The following is a 16,526-nucleotide window of genomic DNA, read 5'->3' as shown; positions in this document are numbered from 1 at the left end:
GCGCACCCGCGAACGTCGCGGCAGGGTCAGTACAGGCTCGGCTCGCCCGGCGGGCGCGTCTTGAAGCGCTTGTGCACCCAGTAATACTGCTCGGGCATCAGCGGAATCTGCTCCTCGAGGAATGCGTTCATCCGCCGCGCGTCGAGATCGTCGTCGCCGGTCGGGTAGTGATCCCACGGCTTGAATACCTTCAGACGGTAGCCCTTGTAGTTCGGCAGCACCTCGCCGATGAACGGCACGACCTGCGCGCGGCCCGTCTTCGCGAGCCGGCCGACGGCCGTCAGCGTGCAGGCCGGCACGCCGAAGAACGGGACGAACGTCGAGTTGCGCAGCCCGTAGTCCATGTCCGCGCCGAGCATCACCGGCTTGCGGTCGCGCAGCCAGCGCAGCACGACGCGCGCGCTGTCCGCGCGGCCGACCATCTCGGCGTCGAAGCGCCCGCGCGCCTTCTTCGCCTCTTCCTCGAGCACCGCGTTCGAGAACGGCTGGTAAAGCGATCCGCAGCGACGCTGCAACGACCGGTTCAGCCAGATCGAACCGGCCTCGATGCCGACGAAGTGCAGGCCGAGGAACAGCGTCGGCGGCAGGTCGGGATCGGTGAGATCGACCGCGCTGTCGACCTGGATCAGCTTCGCGAGCTTCTTCTCCGAGCCGAACCACTGGACGCTGCGCTCGACGTAGCTGCGGATCGCATGACGGAAATGCTGGCCGGCCACTTCCTCGCGCCGCTCGTCGCTCCAGTCGGGGAAGCAGAGTTTCAGATTCGTATGTACGATGCGTTTTCGCCGGCTGGGGATCTGATACAGCAGCCAGCCGAGGCCATCGCCGAACCGTGCGGTCAGACCGTACGGCAGCACGGCGAGCAGCTTCAGCAAGCCGATGGCGAGGTGCGTGCCGAGGCGGCCTAGCATGCGGAATCTCCGTAAGGCCGGCTGGCCGGCACGTTGCGAACAGGGTGGTAAGACAGCGGAAGATGCAGCACGGGCGGCGCTCTGTGACAATTCAGGAAAGCCGCTATAATACGGGCTTCGCCGAGTTAACTGACAACTTGCGGGGCGAAGCCGGCTGGCGCGACACACGCTGCCCGGTCCTGGTAATCCGCTAAAGCGTCGCCGCTTCAGGCCCAACGAAGCTGGCTACGTGAAATCCACCGTAACCACACAGGAGCCTGAAAAAGTGGCAAACGATTATCTCTTCACGTCCGAATCCGTCTCCGAAGGCCATCCGGACAAGGTCGCGGACCAGATCTCGGACGCGATTCTCGACGCCATCCTCGAGCAGGACAAATACTCCCGCGTTGCGGCCGAAACGCTGTGCAACACGGGTCTCGTCGTGTTGGCCGGTGAAATCACCACGACGGCCAACATCGACTACATCCAGATCGCGCGCGATACGATCAAGCGCATCGGCTACGACAACACCGACTACGGCATCGACTACAAGGGGTGCGCGGTGCTCGTCGCGTACGACAAGCAGTCGCCGGACATCGCGCAGGGCGTCGATCGCGCACACGACGACAACCTCGATCAAGGCGCGGGCGACCAGGGCCTGATGTTCGGCTATGCGTGCGACGAAACGCCGGAGCTGATGCCGCTGCCGATCTACCTGTCGCACCGCCTCGTCGAGCGTCAGGCCAGCCTGCGCCGCGACGGTCGCCTGCAATGGCTGCGTCCGGACGCGAAGTCGCAGGTCACCGTCCGCTACGTCGACGGCAAGCCCGATTCGATCGACACCGTCGTGCTGTCGACGCAGCATGCTCCGGACATCGAGCTGCCCGCGCTGCGCGAAGCGGTGATCGAGGAAATCATCAAGCCGACGCTGCCGGCCGACCTGATCAAGGGCGACATCAAGTTCCTCGTGAACCCGACCGGCCGGTTCGTGATCGGCGGCCCGCAGGGCGATTGCGGCCTGACCGGCCGCAAGATCATCGTCGATACCTACGGCGGTGCCGCACCGCACGGCGGCGGCGCGTTCTCGGGCAAGGATCCGTCGAAGGTCGACCGTTCGGCTGCGTATGCCGGCCGTTACGTCGCGAAGAACATCGTCGCGGCCGGCCTCGCGTCGCGCGCGCTGATCCAGGTGTCGTACGCGATCGGCGTGGCCGAGCCGACCTCGGTGATGGTCAACACGTTCGGCACGGGCCGCGTGTCGGATGCGGTGATCACGAAGCTCGTGCGCGAGCATTTCGACCTGCGTCCGAAGGGCATCATCAAGATGCTCGACCTGCTGCGCCCGATCTACGAGAAGACGGCAGCTTACGGCCACTTCGGCCGCGAAGAGCCGGAATTCTCGTGGGAAGCGACCGACAAGGCGCTTGCACTGGCCGAAGCGGCCGGCGTGGAGACGACGGCACGCGTCGCGTAAGCGTCGTTCGCCCGAAATGAAAAACCCCGGCCAAGCCGGGGTTTTTTTATGCGCTTCGGTCGCCGGCGTAACGGCGGCGATCGAAGCGGGCCGTGCCCGCCGGGTACCCGCTCAACGCGCGCCGAACCCGAACCAGCCGTTGCTGGCCGCGAGGCGGCGCGGGCGGTTGATACGGCGCTGCGGGCCGAGCTTGCGGCGCAGCGCGAGCGCGCGCAGCGACGACGGCTTTTGCAGCAGCGAGCGCAGGCCGGCGCGGCGAGTGAACGCCTGCGCGCTCATCATCGAGAAAAACGCGTGGAACCACGCACGGATGCCGTCCAGCCGGCTGTGCGTGTGCGTACGTTCGCCCAGCGCCTGCGTGCGTGCGCGGTGGTGGCGCAGCGAGCGGGCGGGAGCGGACGGCACGACACGCTTCGCAGCGCGGTTGAAACGGGAAGTCAGACGGAATGGCATGTGAACGATGCTTCGCTTGTATGGGTGGCGCCCTGCAGAGCGCACTGGTATGAACGGCCTCGGATGACGCAACGAATCTTACCGAACCCCGTTGCGTGCCGCGCCCGCCAGAATTGACAGGCCGCGTCAGGCTACAGGGGATTCGTGACGGGCAAAAGTCGCGACAAACCCTTGTGCCGCAAGGCGTGTGCCGCACACCGCCTGACGCTGAGGCAGGTGCCGCGTCGCACAGTTCCCTTGCGCTGGATCAAATCCGCGATTGGCATGCCCCTGCGCACGACAATGGCGCTGTTCGCGGTATCCGGCGCCGATTTACAATCGTCACATTCACACGATAAACGTCTGGCATCCCATGTCGTCTCCATTGCAGTCGGAATCGATCCGCGCGCAAGTCGCGGAATTGCGCGAGCGCGGCTTCGTCGTCGCGCGCGGCCTCGTCGGCGAAGCGCAGTGCGCGGCGCTCAGGCAGATCGCGGCGCGCCAGTTGCGGGAGGCCGCCGAGCCGATCGAGTTCGAGGCCGACTTGCGTTATCCGGGCGCGCCCGAGTCGAAGCACGCGCCGGGCGGGCATACGGTGCGACGGCTGCTCGATGCGTACTCGCGCGATCCGGCGTTCGCCGAGCGCGCGATCGCGCCCGAAATCGGCGCATGGATGCGCGAGTATTTCGGTGAAGAGCCGGTGCTGTCGCGCGCGCATCACAACTGCATGATGACGAAGCACCCGGCGTACGGCAGCCTGACCGGCTGGCATCGCGATTTCCGCTACTGGGCGTTCGAGCGCCCGGACATGGTGTCGGTGTGGCTCGCGCTCGGGCCGGAGACCAACGAGAACGGCGCGCTGTGGCTCGTGCCGGGTTCGCATACGGCCGAATTCGGGCCGGAAGCGTTCGACGACGCGAAATTCTTCCGCAGCGATCTGCCGGAAAACCGCAAGATGATCGACGCGGCCACGTGCCCGTCGCTGCAGACGGGCGACGTCGTGTTCTTCCACAGCAACACGCTGCATTCGGCCGGGCAGAACCGTTCCGATCAGGTGAAGTTCTCGCTCGTATATACGTATCACGGCGCGAGCAACCGGCCAGTGCCCGGCACGCGCTCGGCGTCGAAGCCGGAAGTGCAGTTCTAGGCCGATCGGCGGCCGGCGAAGCCGCCGCGATCGCGCGATGCGGCGCGTCGCGGGCGAATGAAACGACGGGCGGCCTGGCCGCCCGTTTCGTTTAACGCGGCTCGTGCGCGTGATGTCGGCACGACGATCCGGCCACCGTAGGCCGGATCGTCGACCGCGCCGCTCTCGATGCAATCGCGAGCGGTGCGTGCGGCGCGATCAGCGTTTGCCGCCCGGCATCGCGAGGCCGATCAGGCCGACGAACGACGCAACGGCGCCGCCGACGATCAGCAGGATCGTCTTCGTCGCGGGCGAGCCGGTGAAGAAGCGCGACACGTTGTCGTTGATCGAATGGAACGACTGGCCGCCGAAATACAGCAGCACGACGCCGCCGACGAGCAGTGCAACCGAGATGACCCGGGACATACCAACCTCGCTAAAACGGTGATTCGAGACGCCGCAGTGTAGGCGAGCGCCGCGGTCGCGTCCATCGCCGTGCCGCCGTGCGCGATCCGGCCGGTTTCGCTACCATAGTCGTCGTATGACTCCTTCGCCGCCGTCGCGCCATCGGTGCGGCCGGCGCGCGTCCCTTCCCCCGATGTCCTGACGGAACAGACTCATGGCCTACGAAGCAGCTTCCGAACGTTATGCCGGCATGCAATACCGCACGTGCGGCAAATCCGGGCTCAAACTGCCCGCCCTGTCGCTCGGCCTGTGGCACAACTTCGGCGATTCGACGCCGATCACGACGCAGCGCGAGATCCTGCGCACCGCGTTCGACCTCGGCATCAACCACTTCGACCTCGCGAACAACTACGGGCCGCCGTACGGCAGCGCCGAAATCAACTTCGGCCGGCTGCTGAAGGAGGATTTCCGGCCGTATCGCGACGAGTTGCTGATCTCGACGAAGGCCGGCTGGGACATGTGGCCGGGGCCGTACGGCAGCGGCGGCGGATCGCGCAAGTACGTGCTCGCGAGCCTCGACCAGAGCCTGCAGCGGATGGGGCTCGACTACGTCGACATCTTCTACTCGCACCGTTTCGACGCGCATACGCCGCTCGAGGAAACGGCGGGCGCGCTCGCATCGGCCGTGCAGCAGGGCAAGGCGCTCTACATCGGCATTTCGTCGTACTCGGCCGCGAAGACGCGCGAGATGGCCGCGCTGCTCGCGCAATACAAGGTGCCGCTGCTGATTCACCAGCCGTCGTACAACATGCTGAACCGCTGGATCGAAGAGGATCTGCTCGGCACGCTCGACGACGTCGGCGCGGGGAGCATCGCGTTCACGCCGCTCGCTCAGGGCCTGCTCACGTCGAAGTACCTGAACGGCGTGCCGGCCGACGCGCGCGTGAACAAGCCGGGCGGCGGCTCGCTGAAGCAGGACCACCTGAGCGCGGACAACCTCGAGCATGTGCGCAAGCTCAACGCGATCGCCGAGCGGCGCGGGCAGAGCCTCGCGCAGATGGCGCTGGCGTGGGTGTTGCGTAATGGCCGCGTGACGTCCGCGCTGATCGGCGCGAGCCGGGCGGAGCAGGTGCGCGAGAACGTCGGTGCGTTGAGCAACCTCGAATTCTCCGCGGAGGAACTCGCGGAGATCGATCGTTACGCGACGGAAGGCGGCATCAATCTGTGGGAAAAGCCGTCCACGGATCAGGCGATCTGACCGGAAGTCGATACGGCATGCGAAACATCGCGTGCCGTGTCGGCCACGCGCATGCGGTACGTCGCCTCGCTGCGGTGCAGCGAGGTGCGTCACGCGCGAGTGGGCGCTAGATCAGTGCAGGCAGGCCTTCAACGAGCAACACCGCGACGCCGACGCCGAGAATGACGCCGAGTACGCGCAGCAGGTTGTGACGGAATTGCGTGGCGCACGGCACCGCGCCGAGAAATAGCGCTCCGGCCAGCGCCATCGGAATCAACAGGATGAAGTCGCCGATCGTGAAATAGGTCGTCATGCGTGTCTCCAGTGTCGACCGAAGTGGGCGCTTCAGCGCTTGCCTGGGCGTCATCCTTTCGGGATATCGGCCGAAGTCGGCACGCATGCGCTCACCCCGGCCCCATGCCGGGTGTTTCTAGTTGGGCCGGCCCGTCGTACGCAGGCCGGTCAATTCGAGTATAGGCAACCGGCGGCGTTTTTCGCTATCCGAACCATTAAAAATCAGCGGAAAGCCCCGGGAACCCCGCGTTTTTCGGGCAAACAAGACGAACGCCTTGCACGCATCTTTCCCGTTGCTTTCGGTTTTCGCGGAATCGTCGTATGTGTCCGATGCGGGCCGCCGCACCCGCGGGCGCGGCGGCCCGCCCGCTCACGCGCGGTCGGGTTGCGGACGGGCGGCCGGCGCGCGGAACACGAGCGCAAGCCCGGCGATGATCGCGCCCATGCCGGCGAGCGCGAGCGGCTCGGGCCGGTTGCCGAGCCACACGGCGTCCATCAGCGTGGTGACGACGGGCACGAGATAGAACAGGCTCGTCACGTTGACGAGATCGCCGCGCTGCATCAACCGGTAGAACAGCAGTTGCGCAATCACCGAAATCACGATGCCGAGCCACAGCAGCGGCACGACGAACGCCCAGCCCAGGTCGAACGACACCGGCCGGAACGGCACGATCGCGACGCACAGCGCGAGGCCGATCGCATTCTGCAGCGGCAGCACGTCGGCGGGCGCCGCGCGTACGCGCTTTTGCAGCAGCGAGCCGACGGTGAGCGCGACGAGCGCCGTGAGCGCGCACGCGATGCCGGCAGCCGACAGGCCGCCCGTCCCGCCGCTCACGCCGCGGCCCACGACGAGCGCGAGGCCGGCGAGCGACAGCGCGAGCCCCGCGATGCGCACCGGTTGCCAGCGACGCTCGACGATCGCGAGCGTGAGGATCGGCTGCACGCCGAGGATCGTCGCAAGCACGCCGGGCGCGATGCCGCGTTCGAGCGCGAGCAGATAGAAGATCGAATAGCCGCCCATCATCAGCAAGCCGGTCAGCGCGGCCATGCGCCGCTCGCCGCGCGGCGGCAGCCAGCGTTTGCGCACGAAGGCCAGCGCGAGCAGCACGAACGACGCGAGCGCGAAACGGGCAGTGAGAAAGACGAACGCGGATGCGTGACGCAGACCGAGTTCAGCGAAGATCGCGCCGCTGCTCCACAGCAGCACGAAGAGCGACGTCGCGCCATGCGCGGCGAGCGCGCGTTTGAACGAAACCATGTGAATCCACCTGTCGAACGGATCGAAACGTTCCATCCGCGCGCGCGGCGACACGCCGTGCGTCATGACGCACGTACCTGCGGCCAACGGGGGCGAATGGAAGACGAAAACGAAAAGCCGGCGAGTCAGCCGGCGCGTGCCGCCGGCGGGGGCGGCGCAGCGCGGCCGAGCGGCGGTGCGACAGGAGGAGGAAGGACCGACGGATGCGCGCACGCCCGCGGCCGCGAGTCGAACTGCGGCCGGGATTTTGCGAGGGCGGACGTGAGCGGATGCATCGTGTCGGAATGCGATTGAACGCGAATGAAAGCCAAAGGTACCGCAAGGCAGCCGTTGCGCGCAACTGCTGTCGGCGGCTGCGCATCGCGGGCGACCGTGTCGTGTCGATGCAGGCCGACGCCGGTGCGCCGGCCGCCGCGCATGCAAGCATTCGACGAACGGAAGAACGCGATCGCCATGCGACGTGCGCGATGCGATGCCGGCGGGGGTGACGGGCATCCTCCTATGATCCCGCACGGGCGAGGCGAAGCGGTACGTGTATTGCGTCGATCGCGTGCGCGCGGCGTGGCCCGACGGTTTCGGCGGGCAGTCACATTCGACAGGGTATGATGGGGTTAACCGGGCGGGCAAGTGCGTGTCCGGCGCAGTGGTTGATTGGAGACATTCGACGAATTCGCGGCACTTCGCCTGCTTCTTCTTCTTTTCGCGCTTCGATAAACCGTGAACAATGGGATCACGCGCAACGCTCCGCCGAGGGCGGCGCGGATCGCGCATTTGCCGGCTCGCCAGCGGGCCGGGTTTCAAGATTCAAGAGTGGGGAACCATCATGCATATCGGGTCGATTGTCTGCACTACCCATATCGCGGTGCCGAAGGGCGCACGCGGCATCGTCCAGCGCCTCCTGGGCGACATGGCCATGGTGACCTGGTACGCGGGCGTGCCGGGTGAGTCGAAAGAACTCAACACCGAGCCCTTCTTTCTCGAGGACCTGATCGACACCGGCGAATCCGTTCTGCCGGCCGGCGCGGCGCTTCACTAAGGCTCGTCTTTCGGTCCGGCTGGCGGCACAATGCGGGGCATGACAGACGCCACTTCCGCTCCCGCTTCTCCCGCCAGCCCGCCGTTCGCCGGCCTCACGCCCGAATGCGTGCTCGACGCGCTCGACAGCGTGCTGATGCCGGCCGGCCTGCGCACCGACGGGCGCCTGCTCGCCCTCAACAGCTACGAAAACCGCGTCTACCAGGTCGGCATCGAAGACGGCCCCCCCGGTCGTCGCGAAGTTCTATCGTCCGGCGCGCTGGTCCGACGACGCGATTCTCGAGGAGCATGCGTTCGTCGCCGAACTCGCCGCGCGCGAGATTCCGGCGGTGCCCGCGCGAGCCTTCGACGGCCGCACGCTGCACGCGTTCGACGGCTTCCGTTTCTCGATCTTCGAGCGGCGCGGCGGCCGCGCACCCGATCTCGACCGCAGCGACACGCTCGAATGGCTCGGCCGCTTCATCGGCCGCATTCATGCGGTGGGCGCGACGCAGCCCTATGTCGCGCGCCCGGTGCTCGACATCGGCACGTTCGGCTACGAGCCGCGCGACTACCTGCTCGCGCACGATTTCATTCCGAATGACGTCAGACCGGCATACGAGACCGCGGTCGCGCTCGCGCTCGAAGGCGTCGAGGCCGCGTTCGAGCGCGCGGGTGAGATTCGCCTGCTGCGCACGCACGGCGACTGTCATCCGAGCAACGTGCTGTGGACCGATGCCGGCCCGCATTTCGTCGACTTCGACGACAGCCGGATGGCGCCGGCCGTGCAGGATCTGTGGCTCTTGCTGCCCGGCGATCGCGAAGGCGCGTCGCGCGCGCTCGCGGACCTGCTCGCGGGCTACGAGGATTTCTGCGAATTCGAGCCGCGCGAGCTGCATCTGGTCGAAGCGCTGCGCACGCTCCGGCTGATCCATTACGCGGCGTGGCTCGCGCGGCGCTGGGACGATCCGGCGTTTCCGGCCGCCTTCCCGTGGTTCAACACGCATCGTTACTGGGAAGCGCGCGTGCTCGAATTGCGCGAGCAGATCGGCGCAATGCAGGAAGGGCCGCTCTGGCCCGTGTGACGTGTAACGGCTGCGCGCGCGGCATCCATGCCGCGCGGCAGGTTGGCCAGGGCCGCGACGCGCGGCTCCTGCGGCTCAGAACTTCAGCATCAGCTTGATCAGCGCGGCGAAGCGCTTGCCGTACGGCGGCGCGAGCAGGTTGCGCGCGTTCATCCGCGCCTGCGTGAGCACCGGCTTCATCTTCGAGAACGTCACGAAGCCGTCGTAGCCGTGATACGCGCCCATGCCGCTCGCGCCGACGCCGCCGAACGGCAAGCTGCCGCACGCGATGTGCATCAGCGTTTCGTTGATCGATACGCCGCCCGAGACCGTTTCGCGCATCACGCGGTCGATCGTGCCGCCATCCTCGTCGAACAGGTACAGCGCGAGCGGACGCGGGCGCGCATTGACGTACGCGATCGCTTCGTCGAGCCGCTCGTACGGCACGAGCGGCAGCAGCGGCCCGAAGATTTCCTCCTGCATCAGTTGCGACGCGGCCGGCACCTGCGTGAGCGCGCACGGCACGAAGCGGCGCGACGCGGGATCGGATTGCGCATCGGACAGCGGATGCAACTGCGCACCGGCGGCCTGCGCATCGCTCGCCAGTTGCTGCAGGCGCGCGTAGTGACGCGGCGACACGATCGTCGTGTAGTCGCCGTTGGTCGACAGGTCCGGATACAGCTTCGCGAAGCGGGCGCGCGCGCGTTCGATGAACGCGCCTTCCATTCCGCGCGGCAGCAGCACGTAGTCGGGCGCGATGCAGGTCTGGCCGGCGTTCAGCGTCTTGCCGGCGACGATCGCGTCGACGGCCGCGTTGAAGCGCGCATTCGGTCCGACGATCGCCGGCGACTTGCCGCCGAGTTCCAGCGTGACGGGCGTCAGGTTGTCAGCGGCCGCTCGCATCACGTGGCGGCCGACCTGCGTCGAGCCGGTGAACAGCAGATGGTCGAACGGCAGCGCGGTGAATGCGGCGCCGACTTCCGCGTCGCCGTTCACGACCGCGACGTGGTCGCGCGTGAAGGTCTTGCCGATGAGCTGCTCGAACAGCGCCGACGTGCGCGGCGTCAGTTCGGACATCTTGACGATCGCGCGGTTGCCGGCGGCGAGCGCGCAGATCAGCGGGCCCGCCGCGAGCAGCACCGGGTAGTTCCACGGCACGACGATGCCGACCACGCCGAGCGGTTGCGGAATCACCTTCGCGCGCGCCGGGCGCAGCCATTTGTTCATCGGCTTGCGCATCGGCTTCATCCAGCGCTTGCCGTGCTTCAGCGCATCGTCGATCTCTTCCTTCGCCATCCAGATTTCCGACAGCAGCACTTCCTGCTTCGCGCGATGGCCGAAATCGGCGCTGATCGCGTCGGCGAGCGCATCGGCGTGGTCGATCAGCATCGTGCGCAGCGCGCGCAGGTGCTGCGCGCGCGTGTCCCATGCCGGGTACGGTGCGCGCAGGTACGCCGCGCGCTGGTCGTGCAGCAGCGACGTCAGCGCATCGACCGACGGCAGTGCTTGCGGGGCCAGTTCGGGCAGGTCGTTCTTCATGTCGTCTCCTCCAGTTGGGCCTGGCTGATCGGCCGGCCGTCACGCCGCACGCGCACGCTCGGCGAGCGCGGCAACGCGGATCGGGTAATGCGTGTCGCGCGGCGCGGGCCGGATGCGACGGATGCTCGAAAAAGCGGTTTCTGCATGCGGCAGGCGTCGTATCCACGCGACGGTTTCCGCGTCCGAACGTCGTGCCGCACGGCATGCGCGCACGCGCCGAGACGGTGACGCGCGGGCACGCGATGCCGTCTTGCGGGCGTCTGCCGGTGCACCGCGGCAGCGCAGCGCGAGCTGGCCGCGACGGCGTGGCGCCGCGCATCGTGCGGCGGCGGCGACACACCGTCCAAACGGTCGGCGACGACGCGTGCCGTTCGATTTCGACCGACTGCGCGCATGACGCCGCGCATCGTCGCGCGGGCCGCCGTTTGAAATGAAATGCGGACCGTGCGCGCGACTTCCGGATCACCCGGCCGGCACGCCGCCTGCGGGATCTGGCGCTGCATCGTCGTTCCTCCCGTTTCGCGACGAATCGGCTTCTCGTGGCCGGTACATCGCGCGACGCGCATCGATACATCTTAAATTTAGTTCACGCGGGCGTTTAGAGGAATCGCTCTTGAATCGGCGCGCCGCGCACGGGACGGCCCTTCCTACAATGCCCGAACACAAGAGGAGACACGCTCGCGCGGCGGTGCCGGGCGCCTTCCATGACACGACGGAGACGTGACATGCAATACGACTACATCATCGTCGGCGGCGGCTCGGGCGGTTCGAGCCTCGCCGGCCGTCTCGCCGATGCCTGCCCCGATGCGACGATCGCGCTGATCGAGGCCGGCTCCCATACGGAGCGCAACCTGCTCGTCAACATGCCGGTCGGCATCGCCGCGTTGGTGCCGTTCAAGCTCGGCACCAACTACGGTTACGAGACGGTGCCGCAGCCGGGCCTCGGCGGGCGGCGCGGTTACCAGCCGCGCGGGCGCGGGATGGGCGGCTCGAGCGCGATCAACGCGATGATCTACACGCGCGGCCACCCGGGCGACTACGACGAGTGGGCGCAGCTCGGCGCGACGGGCTGGAGCTGGCAGGACGTGCTGCCGTATTTCCGCCGCGCGGAAGGCAACGAACGCGGCGCCGACGCATGGCACGGCGCGGACGGCCCTCTGTCGGTGTCGGATCTGCGCTTTCGCAATCCGTTCTCCGAACGATTCATCCAGGCCGCGCACGCGGCCGGCTATCCGCTGAACGACGATTTCAACGGCGCGACGCAGGAAGGCGTCGGCTTCTATCAGGTCACGCATCGCGACGGTTCGCGCTGCAGCGTGGCGCGCGCGTACATCTACGGCCGCAACCGGCCGAACCTGCACGTGGTCCCCGATGCGACGGTGCTGCGCGTCGGCTTCGACGGCAAGCGTGCGGTCGGCGTCGTCGTGTCGCGCAACGGGCGCGTCGAGACGCTCGGCGCGCGCGCGGAAGTGATCCTGTCGGCCGGCGCGTTCAATTCGCCGCAACTGCTGATGTGTTCGGGGATCGGCCCGGCCGTTCAGTTGCGCCGGCACGGGATCGCGGTCGTGCAGGATGCGCCGGACGTCGGCGCGAACCTGATCGACCACATCGACTTCATCATCAACACGCGCGTGAATTCGTCGGAACTGGTCGGCGTGTGCCTGCGCGGGATCGCGAAGATGACGCCGGCGCTCGTGCGCTATTTCTCGCGCCGCACGGGGATGATGACGAGCAACGTCGCGGAGGCCGGCGGCTTCATCAAGAGCGATCCGTCGCTCGCGCGGCCCGACCTGCAACTGCATTTCTGCACGGCGCTCGTCGACGATCACAACCGCAAGATGCACTGGGGTTTCGGCTATTCGCTGCACGTGTGCGCGCTGCGGCCGTTCAGCCGCGGCACGGTCGCGCTCGCGAGCGGCGATGCGCGCGACGCGCCGTTGATCGATCCGCGCTTCTTCAGCGATTCACGCGACCTCGACCTGCTGGTGCGCGGCACGCACGCGATGCGCCGCATCCTGTCGCAGGCGCCGCTCGCGTCGCAGGGCGGGCGCGAGCTGTACACGCGGCCGGACCAGAGCGAAGCGGAGCTGCGCGCGACGATCGTCGCGCATGCGGACACGATCTATCACCCGGTCGGCACCTGCCGGATGGGCTCGGACGTGCGCGCGGTCGTCGATCCGCAACTGCGCGTGCGCGGCGTCGACGGGCTGCGGGTGGTGGATGCGTCGGTGATGCCGACGCTGGTCGGCGGGAACACGAATGCGCCGTCGGTGATGATCGGCGAGCGCGCGGCGGACTTCATCGTCGCCGCGCGCAAGGGCGGGGTGCCGCGCGGCGAGGCGGCCGCCGCGGTGCACGGCCGCTGAACGCGGCGCGTGCGGCCACGGCCATGCTCAGGCAAACGTATCGACGAGGCCGGCGCGGCTCGCGCGCGCGGCGACCGGTGCGGATTGCGCGGCGTCGACGGGTGCATCGACGGCTGACGATCCGCCGTTTCCGCGTCGCGGCGACTGGCCGTGGGCGAAGGTCTGCTGCGGGTTTTGCTGCTGTTGCTGCGACGCGAGGCCGCCGTCGCTGACGGTCGCGCTGCCGAGCCCGAGCCCGCCCGCTTCCATCGCCTCGCGCAGCTTCGGCAGCGCGGCTTCGACCGCGTCGCGCACCTGCGCGTGCTGCGACACGAACAGCGCGTGCGCATGGTTGTCCGCGACGCGCAGCACGACCTGCAGCGGCCCGAGATCGGGCGGGTTGAGCGTCAGCTCGGCGCTCTGCTGGTGCGCATTCGACAGGAACACCACTTTCTGGCTCAGTGCGTCCGTCCAGTCGGCCGTGCCGACGTGCGGCGCGAGCACGTGCGCGTTGGCCGCGGCGATCGCGCCGGCGGCCGGCGACAGTTGCAGGTTCGCCTGCGCGGCGGCGGCAGCCGTTGCGCCGGCCGCGAGCGTCGCGCTGGCGGCCGGGTCCGTCGCGTTGGCGGCCGCCGCGAGCGCATGCTGGGCGCCGGACTGCGCGTTCGCGTCGGCCTGCAGGGCCTGCGCGGTGATCTGTGTCGGCGTCTGTTGCGTGGCGAGCGCGCCTTTCGCGTCGGCGAGCGTGCGGTCGAACGTCGGGACTTTCGGCGTCAGCGGCGCGGCGGCGTTCGACGCGGTCGCTGCCGGCGCCGTCGGCGTGGCGGCGCTCGCGCCGGTCGCCGGCATCGCAATCGCGCCCGCACCACCCGCCAGCTTGGCGAGCGCCGCTTGCAGCGCGTCGCGGCTCGATGCCGGGTCGGTCGGCTGGGCGGCCGCATCCCCGGTTGCATGATTGGCGAGCGTCGCCGTGGCGTCCGGCTGGCCGGACACGGCCGTCTTTTGCGTCGTGGCCGCGGCGGCAACGACCGCGGCGGTCGCCGCGTCGGCCGGCGTCGCGGTGTCCGGGCGCGCCTGCAATTGCGCCTGCACGGCCGCGGCGGCCGCGGCGGCCGCGAGTGCGGCGGCGTCGGGGTTGACGGTGGCGGCGTTCGCGGCCGTGTCGTCGGTCGCCTTGTCGTCGTCCGTGCCGGACGGTTTCGCGCCGGCGGCCGGCTTCGACGCAGCCTGATTGGTCGACGCGTCCGGCGTGCCGGCGTGGGCCGTATCGTCGCGCGTGGCGACGCTTTGCTTGAGCGTCTGCGCGAACGGCACGGCGCTCGTGGCGGCCGACGTATCGTTGGTGGCGGACGCACCCGAGCCGCGGGCGGCCTTGAGTGCGGCGCCGGCGGTGTCGAGCAGCGCGCCGAGCAGGGGCAGGGGAGGCATGACGATTCTCTCGTTCGAATGCGGTGGTCGGTTACGACGAACGGGCCGCGTCGGCCCGCATGCGCAGGATCTTCGCGGCATGTTCGTCGGCGTCGCGCTGTTCGCGCCGGGCGTCGCGCTGCGCTTCCTGCGCGACGCCGCGCGCCTGCAGGATTTCATACGAGCCGACGGTCCGTTTCTTCTGCTGCCAGTTCGGGCGCGCCTCGTCGATGCGGACTTCGGCCGCCGCGAGCACGGTGCGCTGCTGCGCGATCGCGGCATCGAGCGTGTCGATGAACGCCTGGAAATTGCGCCAGTTGCCGGCCGGCATCCCGCTCTGCGCGGATTGCGCGAAGCGCGCGTGATACTCGTCGCGATAGCGCAGCAGCGCGTCGAGCTGTTCGGCCGCCGCGGTGCGGTCGCGCTGCGCGGTGCCGAGCTGCTTCGCGGCCGAGTCGAGGTCGTCCTGCGCACGGTCGAGCAGCAACTGAAGGGGAAAGCCGTGGGCCATCGGGATCAGCCTCCGTAAGCGTCGAACAGCGCATCGAGCGCAGTGAGGCTCGATGCGAACGGCGCGCATTCGCGAAAGCCCTGCTGCAGGAACGCCTCGATGCGCGGGTAGAGCGCGATCGCGCGGTCGAGCTGCGCGTCGCGGCCGGGTGCGTACGCGCCGACCGCGATCAGGTCGCGGTTGCGCTGGTAGCGCGACAGCATCTGCTTGAACTGCCGCACGTGGTCGAGATGCGTTTCGTCGATCAGCGCGGTCATCGCGCGGCTGATCGACGCCTCGATGTCGATCGCGGGATAGTGGCCGGCCTCGGCGAGCGCACGCGACAGCACGATGTGGCCGTCGAGGATCGCGCGCGCCGAATCGGCGATCGGGTCCTGCTGGTCGTCGCCTTCGGTCAGCACCGTGTAGAACGCGGTGATCGAGCCGCCGCCTTCGGGCCCGTTGCCGGTGCGCTCGACGAGCGCGGGCAGCTTCGCGAACACCGACGGCGGATAACCCTTCGTCGCGGGCGGCTCGCCGATCGCCAGCGCGATCTCGCGCTGCGCCATCGCGTAGCGCGTCAGCGAATCCATCAGCAGCAGCACGTGCTTGCCCTGGTCGCGGAAATACTCGGCGAGCGACGTCGCGTACGCGGCGCCCTGCATCCGCAACAGCGGCGACACGTCGGCCGGCGCCGCGACGACGACCGAGCGCGCGAGCCCGTCCTCGCCGAGGATCTGTTCGATGAATTCCTTCACTTCGCGGCCGCGTTCGCCGATCAGGCCGATCACGATCACTTCCGCGCTCGTGTAGCGCGCCATCGTGCCGAGCAGCACCGACTTGCCGACGCCGGAGCCCGCGAACAGGCCCATCCGCTGGCCGCGGCCGACGGTGAGCAGCGCGTTGATCGCGCGCACGCCGACGTCGAGCACGTGGTGAATCGGTTCGCGGTCGAGTGGGTTGATCGACGGCGCCGACAGCGGCGCATCGACTTTCGACGCGAGCGGGCCGAGGCCGTCGAGCGGGCGGCCCGACGCGTCGACGACGCGCCCGAGCATTTCCCAGCCGACCGGCAGCCGCTTCGCGCCCGCGAGCGGATCGGTGACCGGCGCGCTTTCGCGCGGCCACACGCGTGCGCCGGGCAGCACGCCGGCGACGTCGGTGGTCGGCATCAGGAACAGGCGGTCGCCGGCGAAGCCGACGACTTCGGCTTCCGCGTGCGTCAGCGTGCTGCCGGGCGGCAGTTCGATCGTGCATTCGGCGCCGACCGACAGGCGCAGCCCGATCGCCTCGAGCACGAGGCCGGCCGCGCGCGTGAGGCGCCCGCACGGCCGCAGCGGCAGTGCGTGGTGGCTGCGCGCGGCGAGCCCGTTCAGGTGCGTGCGCCAGTGGGCGAGATGCGGGTTGTGCGGCGCGCGCGGGACGGCGGCGGCCGAGGCTGCCGCACGCGGTGTGGCGCCATCCGCGGCATCGGACGCGGCCGCCGGCCCGAACGACGCGAGCGCGAGCTCGCGTTCGAGCGGCGTCATGCCGTCGTGCGCGAGCGCGTCG

The 16,526-nt window shown here is 68.7% G+C and carries 14 protein-coding genes and 1 pseudogene; 6 read left to right on the top strand and 9 right to left on the bottom strand.

The features are described 5' to 3' along the window. Positions 1 to 26: 26 nt before the first annotated feature. Positions 27 to 911 carry a lauroyl acyltransferase LpxL gene (gene lpxL, locus CFB89_RS16180; RefSeq protein ID WP_089468718.1) on the bottom strand — a complete coding sequence of 295 codons (885 nt, stop codon included), beginning with the start codon at positions 909 to 911 and terminating at the stop codon, positions 27 to 29. 265 nt (positions 912 to 1,176) lie between these two features. Between lpxL and metK the strand changes: the two genes are divergently transcribed. Further along, positions 1,177 to 2,364 carry a methionine adenosyltransferase gene (metK, locus tag CFB89_RS16175; RefSeq protein WP_089468717.1) on the top strand — a complete coding sequence of 396 codons (1,188 nt, stop codon included), beginning with the start codon at positions 1,177 to 1,179 and terminating at the stop codon, positions 2,362 to 2,364. Between the two features lie 111 nt (positions 2,365 to 2,475). Here metK and CFB89_RS16170 read toward each other — a convergent pair whose 3' ends face one another. After that, positions 2,476 to 2,817 (bottom strand): hypothetical protein, encoded by a 342-nt coding sequence (locus tag CFB89_RS16170; protein ID WP_089468716.1) that lies wholly within the window; start codon positions 2,815 to 2,817, stop codon positions 2,476 to 2,478. Positions 2,818 to 3,169: 352 nt separating this feature from the next. Between CFB89_RS16170 and CFB89_RS16165 the strand changes: the two genes are divergently transcribed. Further along, on the top strand, positions 3,170 to 3,943 hold the full coding sequence (locus tag CFB89_RS16165; RefSeq protein WP_089468715.1) for a phytanoyl-CoA dioxygenase family protein: 774 nt from the start codon (positions 3,170 to 3,172) through the stop codon (positions 3,941 to 3,943). A 198-nt stretch (positions 3,944 to 4,141) separates the two neighbouring features. Here CFB89_RS16165 and CFB89_RS16160 read toward each other — a convergent pair whose 3' ends face one another. Further along, entirely contained in the window at positions 4,142 to 4,348 is a 207-nt protein-coding gene (locus CFB89_RS16160; protein WP_006477510.1) for a DUF3185 family protein, read from the bottom strand. 193 nt (positions 4,349 to 4,541) lie between these two features. On the opposite strand from CFB89_RS16160, the gene mgrA reads away from it, so the two are divergent. Next, on the top strand, positions 4,542 to 5,585 hold the full coding sequence (mgrA, locus tag CFB89_RS16155; RefSeq protein WP_089468714.1) for an L-glyceraldehyde 3-phosphate reductase: 1,044 nt from the start codon (positions 4,542 to 4,544) through the stop codon (positions 5,583 to 5,585). A 106-nt stretch (positions 5,586 to 5,691) separates the two neighbouring features. Here mgrA and CFB89_RS16150 read toward each other — a convergent pair whose 3' ends face one another. Together CFB89_RS16150 and CFB89_RS16145 are read right to left on the bottom strand one after the other, a co-directional pair. Next, positions 5,692 to 5,877, bottom strand: a complete 186-nt coding sequence (locus CFB89_RS16150) for a hypothetical protein (protein WP_006482800.1) — start codon at positions 5,875 to 5,877, stop codon at positions 5,692 to 5,694. A 351-nt stretch (positions 5,878 to 6,228) separates the two neighbouring features. After that, the gene (locus tag CFB89_RS16145; protein ID WP_089468807.1) at positions 6,229 to 7,116 is read right to left on the bottom strand and encodes a DMT family transporter; all 888 of its coding nucleotides are present in this window, start codon (positions 7,114 to 7,116) and stop codon (positions 6,229 to 6,231) included. Positions 7,117 to 7,939: 823 nt separating this feature from the next. On the opposite strand from CFB89_RS16145, the gene CFB89_RS16130 reads away from it, so the two are divergent. Beyond that, positions 7,940 to 8,152, top strand: a complete 213-nt coding sequence (locus CFB89_RS16130; RefSeq protein ID WP_089468712.1) for a hypothetical protein — start codon at positions 7,940 to 7,942, stop codon at positions 8,150 to 8,152. Between the two features lie 39 nt (positions 8,153 to 8,191). Next, positions 8,192 to 9,215 (top strand): annotated as a pseudogene (locus CFB89_RS16125) (serine/threonine protein kinase). Between the two features lie 75 nt (positions 9,216 to 9,290). Here CFB89_RS16125 and CFB89_RS16120 read toward each other — a convergent pair. After that, positions 9,291 to 10,733, bottom strand: coding sequence for a coniferyl aldehyde dehydrogenase (locus CFB89_RS16120; protein ID WP_089468711.1), 1,443 nt, complete (start codon positions 10,731 to 10,733; stop codon positions 9,291 to 9,293). 725 nt (positions 10,734 to 11,458) lie between these two features. On the opposite strand from CFB89_RS16120, the gene CFB89_RS16105 reads away from it, so the two are divergent. Then, positions 11,459 to 13,099: a GMC family oxidoreductase gene (locus tag CFB89_RS16105; protein WP_089468709.1), complete on the top strand. Its 1,641-nt coding sequence runs from the start codon at positions 11,459 to 11,461 to the stop codon at positions 13,097 to 13,099. Positions 13,100 to 13,126: 27 nt separating this feature from the next. Here the strand turns inward: CFB89_RS16105 and CFB89_RS16100 are convergent, their stop codons facing one another. The 3 genes from CFB89_RS16100 to fliI are packed head-to-tail and all read right to left on the bottom strand — an operon-like array spanning position 13,127 to position 16,504. Next, the gene (locus tag CFB89_RS16100) at positions 13,127 to 14,506 is read right to left on the bottom strand and encodes a flagellar hook-length control protein FliK (RefSeq protein WP_089468708.1); all 1,380 of its coding nucleotides are present in this window, start codon (positions 14,504 to 14,506) and stop codon (positions 13,127 to 13,129) included. A gap of 31 nt (positions 14,507 to 14,537) precedes the next feature. Then, positions 14,538 to 14,996 carry a flagellar export protein FliJ gene (gene fliJ / locus CFB89_RS16095; RefSeq protein ID WP_089468707.1) on the bottom strand — a complete coding sequence of 153 codons (459 nt, stop codon included), beginning with the start codon at positions 14,994 to 14,996 and terminating at the stop codon, positions 14,538 to 14,540. Positions 14,997 to 15,001: 5 nt separating this feature from the next. Next, positions 15,002 to 16,504: a flagellar protein export ATPase FliI gene (gene fliI, locus CFB89_RS16090; RefSeq protein WP_373559866.1), complete on the bottom strand. Its 1,503-nt coding sequence runs from the start codon at positions 16,502 to 16,504 to the stop codon at positions 15,002 to 15,004. Positions 16,505 to 16,526 lie beyond the last annotated feature (22 nt).

The organism is Burkholderia sp. AU16741 (genome assembly GCF_002223345.1).
GTDB classification, from domain to species: Bacteria; Pseudomonadota; Gammaproteobacteria; order Burkholderiales; family Burkholderiaceae; genus Burkholderia; species Burkholderia sola.
Note: the sequence above shows the minus strand (reverse complement) of the source record. Positions and strands in the feature narration are given on the sequence as shown.